At 46.2% G+C, this 12544-nt stretch carries 7 protein-coding genes; 6 read left to right on the plus strand and 1 reads right to left on the minus strand.

The genetic code is table 11. From position 1 onward, the window contains the following. Positions 1–289 precede the first annotated feature (289 nt). Positions 290–2545: a ubiquitin carboxyl-terminal hydrolase gene (locus ABD892_RS18730; RefSeq protein ID WP_345197561.1), complete on the plus strand. Its 2256-nt coding sequence runs from the start codon at positions 290–292 to the stop codon at positions 2543–2545. Between the two features lie 173 nt (positions 2546–2718). Next, positions 2719–5001 carry a ubiquitin carboxyl-terminal hydrolase family protein gene (locus tag ABD892_RS18735; RefSeq protein WP_345197562.1) on the plus strand — a complete coding sequence of 761 codons (2283 nt, stop codon included), beginning with the start codon at positions 2719–2721 and terminating at the stop codon, positions 4999–5001. A gap of 92 nt (positions 5002–5093) precedes the next feature. Here the strand turns inward: ABD892_RS18735 and ABD892_RS18740 are convergent, their stop codons facing one another. Beyond that, complete coding sequence (locus ABD892_RS18740; protein WP_345197564.1) at positions 5094–6296, minus strand: dicarboxylate/amino acid:cation symporter; 1203 nt, start codon at positions 6294–6296, stop codon at positions 5094–5096. A 248-nt stretch (positions 6297–6544) separates the two neighbouring features. Between ABD892_RS18740 and radA the strand changes: the two genes are divergently transcribed. From radA to thiE, 4 genes are all read left to right on the plus strand, one after another. After that, entirely contained in the window at positions 6545–7918 is a 1374-nt protein-coding gene (radA, locus tag ABD892_RS18745) for a DNA repair protein RadA (RefSeq protein WP_345197565.1), read from the plus strand. A gap of 418 nt (positions 7919–8336) precedes the next feature. Next, positions 8337–9632, plus strand: a complete 1296-nt coding sequence (locus ABD892_RS18750) for a dicarboxylate/amino acid:cation symporter (RefSeq protein WP_345197567.1) — start codon at positions 8337–8339, stop codon at positions 9630–9632. Positions 9633–9846: 214 nt separating this feature from the next. Next, on the plus strand, positions 9847–11772 hold the full coding sequence (locus ABD892_RS18755; RefSeq protein ID WP_345197569.1) for an ankyrin repeat domain-containing protein: 1926 nt from the start codon (positions 9847–9849) through the stop codon (positions 11770–11772). A 107-nt stretch (positions 11773–11879) separates the two neighbouring features. Beyond that, the gene (gene thiE, locus ABD892_RS18760; protein ID WP_345197570.1) at positions 11880–12521 is read left to right on the plus strand and encodes a thiamine phosphate synthase; all 642 of its coding nucleotides are present in this window, start codon (positions 11880–11882) and stop codon (positions 12519–12521) included. Positions 12522–12544: the final 23 nt, after the last annotated feature.

Genomic DNA, 12544 nt, shown 5'->3' on the forward strand with positions numbered 1-12544 from the left:
GCTTAATCCCGACAGATCTTCAGCTGATCAACTTAAGAAAGCGGCTTGAGTTGGGGCGACAACTATGTTGACAAACACCGGATTCTAACCAAAAAAAAACATCAACAATAGCCATATTAAAAATAAGACATATACACTCAACATTAAAAACAAAAAGAGATGAGACAAATACGATTTTGTCAAAATTCAAGACCAAACCGTCATCACAAAAAAATCCACAACTCATTATCATCTATCAATTTATCAGCAAACCTCATTACGCATTGTATTTATTTTTACAGGTAAAACCATGGAATTTAATCATACTCAGGCACTATCCGTCCCAGCGCACACTTACGAAAGAGTTGACACTAAGGACGAAGATGAAAGCATTCAAAAAACACATGTCAAAACGACTGAATCCTTATCTTCAGGACGTCGTATTTTCAAGTGTCTTAGTTGCTTTACGTGCAAAGCATGTAAAACGTCCGATGAAGAAAAACTAGCAACAAAACAATTATATAAGCATTTCAGAACACTAGAAAAAACAGAGTCCACCTCTCAGTGCTTCAGACAAGCAGCCATTTCATGCTGGAAATATACATGCCAGGAACGAGATATCCGCTTGGTCGAGCTGCTTGTAAAACAACTCAAAAAATATGATTCAGCATCCAGTGAAATGGATAAAATTCAATTATTCCAACGAAAAGCTGATATGCCACAACACATTCGATTCCTTTATCATTTAATGAAGATAGTCTATGCCAAACACAATTCCACTCCAGAGACAGCTGAAAAGAAGAATGCATTAAAAGCAATAGAGGCGATTTATATCGAAATTGTAAGAACCATGTTTTTAGGCTGCTACTACACAAAAAACGGAGACACTCTTAAGAGTATAGAAATGTTCCGTGACTGTATTGACATGAGATCCGAACAGTTAACCGTGAAACTTCTAACTCATAACTTGGAGGGTATTACAAGAGTCCCTCTTAATGATCAGCGATGGACATACGACCGCACTTATCTATTACAACAAATGACAAAATACTGCGAGGATGATAGATTTGAAAAATTCCCTATATTTATGCAACGGTTAGCGGCAGGAGAAGACCCACTAGAGGTTTTAGAAATAGATAAAGATTCACTCAACTTTAAAGAAGGCGAAGAAGTAAAATACATCGTACATCCGACACTCATCAAGGTTCCCAAAATCCAAGGTTTTACAAATCCTGGTAATTCCTGTTTCGTAATTTCTGTCTTAAAAGCTTTCTTGGAAGGGATGCCAAACAGGGTTTTCGATGAAATTGCACAATTTCACTATCCAGAAGATTATCATCAAAATGAAATACAGCATGCACTATTCAAGCTTCGCACACTATACAAAGAAAGAAAAAAAGGAATTGAGCATGAGCAAAAAGCAGTCGACAAAATCCTGCTTGACTTTATAAAAGCCTGTAGCTTATACGGTAAGGTTGCCAATGACTTCAGAATGATGGAACTGCTTCCAGAAGAAAAAATCACACAATGGGAAAAAGCATTAAAAGAGGAAACAAATACAAAACAAATAGATCAGCAAGATGCTATGGACTTTATGCTGGCAATGCTTGAAGCGCTGTACAATGATCATGAGACAAAAAAACAACGTCAACTTTGCTCATTTAAAAAAGCACCATACAGTATACTAAAAATACCCTTCCAAAATAGAGATCATGAGGTTATAAAATTTTCCCCTCGAGAGAAAAGCTACATACTAGAACTTCAGGTTAATAATGGAGAAGAAGGCTTCGAAATGCAAAAACTCGTTGACAACTGTTTTCATCCTGAAAAAATCGAGCCAGACAACTGGCAGTATTGTCAGGTGAGTGAACTTCCAGAACATTTTGATCGTTCAGCACCTGAATTTGCTGAACTTCAATCAAAAATACAAGACAAACACACGTGGCCAACGGTGCGAAAACTATCCCTGGAAGCCGAATATAGCCAATACAGTTCAGAGTCAGACGAACAGATCGCTCAAGGCAGTGCCATTAACCAGGTTGTTGATACTGACAACACTGCTGTGCAATCAAGTCCATCAGAAGAGAAGCCCAAGGCCGCACCACTGGATTTCATTTGTCTCAAAATTGCTTACCCACACTCAGAAAGCAAAGAGTCTGTAGGAAGACAAATACTAGAAAATTTTAGTGAATATATAGAAATGAAAATTAGAGATACATCCGATCCTGAACAACCAGAACGCACTATCAGATTTCGTGCAAAATGTATTATCTGCCATAAAGGACCTAGCATTGACCAGGGACATTACACAACACTGACTCGGTCAAAAGATACATGGTTACTTCATGATGATCATATCACATTGAGGCAACACAAAGACTCGGACACCCATTCAATTAAGGATTTTTGCACTGGCGACCCTTATATTTTCTTTTACTACCCGGACAACAGAGAAGAGGAAGAATCATCAAGTACCACCCTGTCGGATACAGATTCTGCTATAGCACCTTTAGCCCAGTTCGATGATATGACTGAGGTAATCGATGAAGATGAGACTCTTGTATGACAGGTAATCGAAGTCGGGAACCTCACAATCTCAACCGGAACTTCCTGAAAGTTATCAGGTCACATCATACGCAAATAAGAGATGTACCTTGGTGCAATTTATCTTTATAAAAATGGCAAAATATTTATGGCCGGGAACTTACATCATGTTTTTACCTGAGCAGGAGTATTATCATGGCACAACCACCATCAACACCTAATCAACCCATTCAATACAGACATTTACCTGAAGAAAGCACAGATAAGCAATCAGAACATAAAAGCATCATTAACGAGGAACAAAAATCACTCAGCGCTTCAATTGGCTTGGAGAGTAGGCGTTCAGAGTCTGTGGATGCCTCTGAAGCATTGTCGCTCCAGACAACAAAACCCGCCACCCCTGAATCAATCCATACAAGCAAAAGGAAGTCTAAAGAGATAAGCCGTCCTGTCAATATTGACGAGATCAAAATACTTTTTCGTGACGTCACTATGCGAGAGAGATGCACAGAAGTATTCTCTCTAGCCTTTTTAAATTGCTTTCATAGTTGTGGTACACAAACATCCGCTAGCGTCTGGCGTGACGTCATGCTCAAGAGACTCAGTGAATTTAACTCGAACGCCGATGAAAAATGGGCCAAACAGCAACCTGACATGGTAAAAATCATGCAGTTTTCTTTATTTGTTCTTTTATTATATTATGTTCGCTACAACGATACCAAGTATGAGCGAATCACCAGAGCTTTTGATGAGCTAGCCAATTGCCTCAAAGTTCTAATGGCTCGTTGTTACCTGATCGCCAACGAAACCACACTATTAGATGTACTGTCTGTAAAAGACATGGATTCCAAAGCATTCTCGATATTTCCAGGCATCGGTGGCACTGATGATTATACATCAATACCTAAACGCCTAAAGAAACACCTCTATCAAGAAACCCGTTACACCTATCCAGAATTTATATTTGAACTCAGGAAAGCAAAAGAGGAAATAGAAAAAATCAAGAGTTCAAAGGAGACTGAAGAAATAAAGCAAAAAAAGATAATCAACCAAATAGAGGCAATAGAAGAAATTCTTGAATTGACTAAAGAAGAAAGAAACTACAAACATCTTATAAGGGTCCAGTTACAGCACCCCACGCTCTTCGCTCAGCCAACAGCTACATCACTGGAAAAAGTACCAGAACTGTCAGGATTCAAGAATCTTGGCAACACCTGTTTTATCGGTGTCATTTTGAACGGAACATTTACATGCCTCTTCCCTATCATCGATAAACACCCGAAATTGGAAGAGCAACAAGGAGCTTGGCCAATTGCACGTTCACCAGACAAATTCCATCATATACAAAAACAACTGCGCGAACTTTACCTACTGTTTACAGGGGAAACGACTGATAGATTTCAATCACTCTACCAGACTCTCATTAGTGACCTTATCGCTGAGGCAAAAAAAACCACAAATGCCTTCAGTGGTCTTGAATGTGTAAAGAAAGAGCCATTACATGATTGGCAGGCCAAAGGGCTCATGCAACAGGACGCCTGCGAATTTCTACAGTCAGTGTTAGACGAAGTTTTAGCATTACATCAGGATCCCAGGTTCAGCTTCATCTACTGGACTGAACGCACCATAGAAAAAGGTAATGTTAGCGTCAAAACAACATTCCGGCTTGATGAAAACAGGCCTTCGAACATATTGAACATTAATGTTCCGGAAAACAGCACATACACGTTGCAGGAATTACTCGATCATACCTTCAAAGAAAGACCTTTCTCTGGCCTGACGACCTGTACTCAGGCAGATCTTGACTTTACAGCCTCTTCGTCAAAGGTTGACTTATCAGAAGTAAAACTCACTGATGGCAATGAGTCAGACTGGAGCATAACATCGGAACGTCAAATGCTCAGGGCTGACTGCAAACAGCTCGAGGTAATTACTCTGAATTTCACGGTACCTCACAGCTATGCATCAAAACAACAGTTCAAAGATGCCTTGTTAAAGACTCCACACCGTATTGTCTACCTGACAGTCATTGACAACGAAACAATGCGAAAACAGAAACTGTACTTTGAAGTAGTCAGCAGCGTTTATTATGAACAGGACATTAGCGCAACAGAAACAGCAGAAGAAGCCTCATTTGCCCGTAGCGGGCATTATCTAGCCGTCATCGAACATGAATGGGGTGGTAGCTTGCTGTATGATAATGAAAACGTTTTCAGGCAAAGAGAACAGCGCTCTTATCGCATAGACGGTCATTTCGGACGCGGTGTGCCGTGTCTAATGATGTTAAAACGAATTAGCGAAGAAGCTGCACATCAGCGCATCGTGAACGATACACTCGATGCTCACAACCTCCTTGATGAGCCTGAAAGTCGTGAAAGTCAGGAGGGTATTGAATTACAAATAATGCCCTCATCAACAACAGTTGAATTTCCCCTTAATACCCCGCTTCTTCAAGCGGAAGAAATTGAGGCCGTGTAGCTATAAACAGCTAGCACGAGCCCTTAAAAGCCTGTGGAGATATCAATCACAAATTTGATCATATCTCCACAGGTTTACCATTATGTCAGCAATTACCCTTCCTGACCTTCAGGCAGGATAGCTGATGCCATAGGCTCTTCAGCAGTGCGACCGAAGCGTTCAACCAGCGCTGCAATGGCGCCATCGCCTGTTACGTTACACGCCGTACCGAAGCTATCCTGAGCCATGTAAAGGGCAATCATCAGCGCAATGGCTGACTCACCGAAGCCCAGCATGCTGGTCAACAGCCCCAGTGACGCCATAACCGCGCCACCCGGTGCACCCGGTGCGGCGATCAGGGTAACACCCAGCATCAGCAGGAACGGCAAAATCATGGCATAAGTCGGCTCAGCCAACCCGGTCAGCAACATGACGGCAGTGGCACAGGTCGTCAGTGTGATGGCACTGCCGGAAAGATGGATAGTGGCGCACAGCGGTACGGCAAAATCCACCACGTTGTCGTCAATACCATTGGCCTTGGCCTGGCGGACGGTCACAGGAATGGTCGCCGCACTGGACATGGTACCGACGGCAGTCAGATAAGCCGGAATCATGTTACGCAGCATGCTGAGTGGATTGCGGCCCGTCAGCGCGCCCGTGCTGAAGTAAAGGATCGACAGCCAGATCCAGTGCATGACAATGGCCAGCATCAGCACTACGCCGAAGGTCTTGAGCGTCGAGAAAACGGTGCCGTCGACCGCCATTTCGGCAAACACACCAGCAATATAGAACGGCAGGCCGGGAATCAGGACTTTGGAGAGCATCAGCTCAACAATATCCTTCGCCTGATCAACCACCGTTTTGAGCTCACTCCCACCGGTCGCAGAAATCCCCATACCAAAGGCAAATGCCATCACCAGCGCGGTCATAACCCCCATGACCGGTGGAATGTGCAATACCAGAATCGGCTTGAGGCCGCCGCCTTCCGATGCCGCCTGGGAACCCAGTTCCACCATGCCCGGAATAAAGGTGCTGGCCATGAAGAACGCCAGTGAACCGGCCACAATGGTCGACAGGTAAGCGAAACCAACGGTAGAACCCAGGGCGCGCCCGGAACCCTGCTGAAGATTGGCGACACCGCTCATGATGTAGAACAGGATAATCAGGGGAATGGTGAAACTGATGAATTCACCAAAGATAGACTTGAAGGTCACCAGCAACCGTGCCAGTGCTTCAATCACGCCGGCTTGTGGTACCAGCAGACCAATGATAACGCCGGCAACAATACCCGCCAGCAATCGAACTATCAACTTCATTCCAGTACAACCTCTTCTGGATTTATTTATCACCCTGTCTGCCCGGGCTGCCATTGATGGCATTCCCGCCCCCGCATTCAAGGTGTCTTGGAAACCGCACTGTGTTATAGATCGAGGACAGCATAGTAGAACTTGCGTCCAGCGAAATTAAAGCAGCACTTATTCCTTCAGGTATTGACCCATGTCGTCTCAAGCCTGAACAATACGTCCAGAAGCAACCTTTTCTTTCTACAGGATTCACCGAAAGCATGGCAAGAGGCAAAACCCGTAAAGCCTACGTATGTTCCGAATGTGGCAGCGAGTCGGGTAAGTGGCAGGGACAGTGCCCGGACTGCAAAGCCTGGAACACCATCCGGGAAATTAACCTCGGCCCTGCGACATCTCCTTCCATTGAGGCTGCCAATCGTTCCGGCTTTGCCGGCGCTCAGTCCGGTGTCCAGTTACTCAGTGATGTCAGCGTTGAGGATGCCCCTCGCTTCACCAGCGGTTCTTCCGAATTAGACCGCGTTCTTGGTGGTGGGTTCGTCCCGGGCAGCGCCGTACTCATAGGCGGCCATCCCGGCGCGGGTAAAAGTACGATCCTGTTGCAAACGCTGGCCCATGTGGCGCAGACCATGCCCGCGTTGTATGTATCCGGCGAGGAATCCATGCAGCAGATCGCTAACCGGGCAAAACGCCTGGGGTTGCCGACTGATCAGCTGAAGATGCTGGCTGAAACCTCGGCAGAAAAAATCGTCGCCATCGCGGAAGCCGAAAAGCCCGGCATCATCGTGATTGACTCCATTCAGGTCACCTTTATGAATGGTATCGACTCTGCGCCCGGCGGTGTCGCGCAGGTACGGGAATCCGCCGCCTTCCTGACCCGGTTTGCCAAGCAGACAGGCACCGTGCTGTTAATCGTCGGCCATGTCACCAAGGACAACTCACTCGCCGGCCCCATGACGCTGAGCCATATCATCGATACCCAGTTGATGCTCGGTACGACGGATGATTCCCGCTTCCGGATCATGCGCGCGACCAAGAACCGCTTCGGTCAGGTCAATGAACTCGGCATCTTCGCCATGACCGAGAAGGGATTAAAGGAAGTGAAAAACCCTTCGGCCATTTTCCTCACCCGTGCAGATGAGGCCGTATCTGGCAGTGTTATTAATGTGCTGTGGGAAGGCACCCGGCCCCTGCTGGTTGAGATTCAGGCCCTGGTGGTGGAATCCCAGCTGGGTAATCCTCGCCGAGTCACGGTTGGCATGGACCAAAACCGGCTGGCAATGCTGCTGGCGATCCTGACCCGCCATGGCGGCATATTCACCAGTGACCAGGATGTGTTCCTCAACGTGGTCGGTGGTGTCCGTATTACCGAAACCAGTGCGGATCTGGCCAGCCTGCTCGCTATTGTTTCCAGCTTAAGGGACACACCACTGCCACAGGATCTGGTGGCGTTTGGCGAAGTGGGTCTGGCGGGCGAAATCCGTCCGGTCGCCAGTGGTCAGGAACGGATTATCGAAGCTGCCAAGCATGGCTTCCGGCGCGCTATCGTGCCCATGGCGAATCGACCCAGAAAGCCAATCGAAGGGATAGAGATTATTGGTGTAAACAAGTTATCTGATGCGCTGGATGCGATTTAGGCAGCGGCAAATCTAATGCTTTGATAATAGTTTCTCTCGCCTTCTTTTCCTGAAAGTTTTCCCCTGTTCAGGCGGCAGCCTTTTATGACTTGTCGCCTTCTCCGCAAAACAAATCTTTGCGAGCATACCCACCTGAATTTGCTTTCACCCCGCAACTTAGGTATAACTACGTACCCAGCCATTCTAAGGCATATCCGCCTGTCATTCCCCAAAAGCCAGTCCTTTAGCCAATCGTTGTTAGATTTACTAACAGGAATTGTTACTGTTTTTATCCTTTTTTCGGGAGATCATCCTGAATAGGCAGCATTTTATAGCGTCTTGTATTGCCGTTGGTTATAGGTTAGATTCCAATCTCTTATAACAAAAACGTTCAATAACACGAGAGTCGAGAGACTCCAAAAGCGGGAGTTCCTGATCCATGAGTAGTAATCTGACAACTCGCATCCTGATCGCCCTGGTTGGCGGTATTTTGGTTGGCGCCCTGATTCAACACTTTGCGTCACCGGAAGGTATGCTTCAAACCTGGCTTGTCGGCGGCCTGTTCCATGCCGGCGGTAATATCTTCGTTTCCATGATCAAATTGATGGTCATGCCCCTGATTTTCATCTCCATCGTCAACGCGGTCTGCAGTCTGGACGATATCAACCAGTTTGGTCGCCTGGGCGCAAAGACGCTGGGGCTCTATCTGCTGAATACGGTGATCGCGATTGCAGCCGCCATCGGTATTGCCCTGATGGTCAAGCCGGGGCTAGGCGCTAATCTTGGGCTGGCCGATGCCTCTCTGAGCCTGAGCCGCACTGAAGTGCCCTCCCTGCTGGATATGGTGATTGGCATTGTGCCCACCAACCCGGTACAGGCGTTCGCGGAAGGCAATATCCTGCAGATCCTGTTCATGGCAATCATTACCGGTATTGCCATTAAAAAGCTGGAAGATCAGGAAACCCACAGTGTCAGCAAGGCCTTTTCCCTGGCCAACAATGTGATGATGAAACTGATTGGCATGGTCATGGCGCTGGCGCCTTACGGTGTGTTCTTCCTGACCGCCAAGCTGGCCGCTACGCTGGACAGTCACAGCATCCTCAGCGTAATGACCTACGTGATGACCGCCTCCCTGGTCATGCTGATCTGGCTGTTTGGTTTCTATCCACTAGTCACTGGCATGGCCACTGGAACCAGCCCTATCAGCTTTATCCGCAAGACCCGTGAACAGATGATGTTTGCGCTGTCAACCGCGAGTTCGAATGCCACGATCCCGGTAACCTTCCGGACACTGACTGACAAACTGGGTGTTTCTGACAAAGTGGCGGGATTCTCGGTGCCTCTGGGTGCGACCATGAACATGTCGGGGGCGGCTATTTATATGACCGTCGCCACCATGTTCGTCGCTTACGCCTACAACGTTGACCTCAGCGGCGGCGAACTGGTGACCCTGGGCGTAACCGCCTTCCTGCTGGCCATTGCCACCGGTGGTATTCCCGGCGGTGCGGTTGTGACCACCGGGGTATTGCTGCACCAGCTGGGCCTGCCCATTGAAGCACTGGGAATCATCATCGCGACCGACCGTATACTGGATGCCCTGTGCACCGTGACCAACGTTGTCGGTGACACGGCTGTCAGCACCATTGTTGCGAAGACGGAAGGTGAGATTGACGAAGAGGTTCTTTATGATCAGGAGTCAGGATCTACCTTGAATAAACAGGTGAGTTACTCTTAACGCTTTGTCCCCCAGTAAACCACCTATGAGAAGCAAGGGAAACATTAGCGTCCCTTGCTTTTTGATCGCCCCCTCTTAAACCTCACAAAATCACCGGGTAACTCGTCCGCAACAATGCCAAACAAAAAGTGCTGATCAATAAACTATCAAGCAAGAGACCTGTCTTTTAGTTTTTAGCAATAAGACGCCGGCTCACCTGAGGGTTCAATGATTCATGCACACATATGATTTTTTTATTGGAAAGCGGTTATCTAGAAGTCAGTCATCATACATATTGCGTGGTGTATGTAAGCAAAGGCACAGGCGGCGAAGGCTCTCACTCACAGACAGTACAGAAGCGTCTCTTTTTACACAGCAAACCTCACATCTTCTACACCCAAAAAGGATTCAATCCTCCATAAGCTCATGGAGAATTTCACAAGAAATTGCTGATTTAACCTATAATCTTCTGCCTGAAACCCGCTTATTGCAGGGGCAATCACCCGAAAAAGTAACAACAAAACAGATGTGGGATCGTGGTTACATCCCTAATTTAAGGTTCTCAAAAATCTACATATCGGAACATGTAAACCTCTGCATCAAAGCGCTTTCCTACCTGCTTGAAAAAGAATTATACAAACCAATAAAAGGACATGAAGAACGTATAAAAGCGATTAAAACAACAATAGTTTTTGTAAATGCACATCAATTATTAAACACGGAACACAAAAAACTTTTAACAGACTTACTCGAAACATCCATAAAGATTGAAAACAAAGCTTTTCAATTAACGCAACCCGCTATAAATGCAGGACTGATAGAGAGTCATCATGATGAACTATTTCTGAAAATTATCGATGCTATGTTCCATCAAGTTGGTCGACTTGCTCTTGAAGATGAACAGGAATGTATATTAAGGCTGCTGAATGGTATTGAATTTGCCCTTCTTCACCACAAGGAGGGCATTTTTTCCCTGCAACCAAATAGTGGGCGAGACGTTACACTGCGATTAGATGTAGATGATCAACAGCCTACAAACATGAGACGTCTTAAAGATATTTTTTTCACAAGAGACAGTGAAACAAAAAAAAGAAAGATAGAAAACGCAGTAAATAACTTATTAAAAATCAATAAACTGGTTGGTGGCGAAGGTAAATTTGGTTACTCCAACTTCTGCATTGATATCTCAGACCCTGACACATACTCCACCGTCAAACTACAAGCACTCTTAGATGAATCATTGATAAAATACCGATTCGAATACCAAAAACATGAAATAAAAAAACTATTAAACAAATTTAATTTAGCGGGACGATACCTGCTAACGGATAAAAAAGTATCGGAAACCACCTCACTAAATGCCAACTTCCTGTTAGAAGTGGATCCATGTAGCAGAGACATTCGGGTTCACTTTATTGGAACGCCCGACATTCGCCGGGAAAAAACAAAGCGCTTCTTAGAGCAGTACTATTGTCAGGTGGAGTGGGTTAAAAACCATCCCAATAAACGCGTAGCAATGGATATCATCCGAAAAGCAGGGATATCATTGCTGCAAAAAATGCATTTATTTCACGTGTTCCCAGAAGCCAACGGCAGAACCGCCATCTGTGTTGACCGCTTGCAACGCCTTCACTTTCAACTACCACTGACTATGCCAACCAGAGTAGGCGATTTTGCACGTTACACTGTAGAGGAACTTGACCGGCGAGAAAGGTTCGGCACACAAACTCCAGTATTCTATGACATCATACAGGTTTATATCACTCTTCAAGAAACTGAAATGGTCAGCTATCTACTGCGAAGGCAGAGGTCTATCCTACCTGGTCCATTGAAATTTTCTGAATACCTTGTTCTATCCAGTCAGGTTGGATCAATTCAGCTATGTGCTCTATTCATCAAATACGGTGCGGATATCAATACTATTACTTCAGTATCACAGGCTATGGCCAGTACCACGCCACTGATAACAGCCGTACTCCATGATCATTATCCCTTGGTTCAATACCTGATAGAGCATGGTGCTAAAATCAATCAACAGGATTCTGAAGGGAAAACTCCTTTCGATCATGCCATTGCAAGCGGTTATGAGGATATTGCTGCGCTATTAATGATAAAAAATGGCATCAGTTTTGTACCATACGCGACGCCTTATAGTGACTGACCAATACCCTAGAACCCTGCTTTCATAACAGAATCTCATCGCGCGGCTTGAAGGTATCGACTTACGCCTATATTAACTAGCGCTTATGACTAATCAGGGCTTGCATCATGTCCTCACACGAGCGACTTTCAGGACTTTACGGCATTACCGATAGCGTGTTAATGCCAAACGACAATGCATTGCTTACCTGTGTAGAAAGCGCTCTACAAGGTGGCATGACCATTCTGCAGTATCGTGACAAAAGCACCGATAACGAAAAAAGACTTCATCAGGCTCGGATGCTGAAGGAACTCTGCCACAACTATCAGGTACCACTCATCATAAATGACGATGTCGCCCTGGCGGCGGCATGCGGAGCAGATGGCGTCCATCTCGGCGCAGATGACGATACGGTATCGGGTGCACGCAATCACCTTGGGGATAATGTCATCATCGGCATCAGCTGCTACGGTTCGCTGGAGCGCGCACTGGTCATGCAATCGCGGGGGGCGGATTATGTTGCTTTTGGCGCCTGTTTCCCATCGCCAACCAAGCCGGAAGCCGCCGTGGACGTCAAACCTGGCCTGCTGGCCGAAGCCTGCCAGACATTAAACGTACCAATAGTAGCCATCGGCGGTATAACACTGGATAATGCGCCGGATATCATTTCGCAGGGCGTGAACATGGTGGCCGTCATCAGTGACCTGTTCAGCGCCGATAATATCGAAGCCCAGGCCCGCCAATACAGCCAGTTGTTCCGTCCATCCTGACGTGGCGGCCAGCCTGTGACCGA

The organism is Kistimonas scapharcae, assembly GCF_039540975.1.
GTDB lineage: Bacteria > Pseudomonadota > Gammaproteobacteria > Pseudomonadales > Endozoicomonadaceae > Kistimonas > Kistimonas scapharcae.

Excerpts from the sequence above, each read along its gene's own strand:
- ABD892_RS18730 (WP_345197561.1), top strand. The coding sequence starts at position 290 with ATGGAATTTAATCATACTCAGGCACTATCCGTCCCAGCGCACACTTAC.
- radA (WP_345197565.1), top strand. The coding sequence starts at position 6,545 with ATGGCAAGAGGCAAAACCCGTAAAGCCTACGTATGTTCCGAATGTGGC.
- ABD892_RS18750 (WP_345197567.1), top strand. The coding sequence starts at position 8,337 with ATGAGTAGTAATCTGACAACTCGCATCCTGATCGCCCTGGTTGGCGGT.
- ABD892_RS18755 (WP_345197569.1), top strand. The coding sequence starts at position 9,847 with ATGCACACATATGATTTTTTTATTGGAAAGCGGTTATCTAGAAGTCAG.
- thiE (WP_345197570.1), top strand. The coding sequence starts at position 11,880 with ATGTCCTCACACGAGCGACTTTCAGGACTTTACGGCATTACCGATAGC.
- ABD892_RS18740 (WP_345197564.1), bottom strand. The coding sequence starts at position 6,296 with ATGAAGTTGATAGTTCGATTGCTGGCGGGTATTGTTGCCGGCGTTATC.
- ABD892_RS18735 (WP_345197562.1), top strand. The coding sequence starts at position 2,719 with ATGGCACAACCACCATCAACACCTAATCAACCCATTCAATACAGACAT.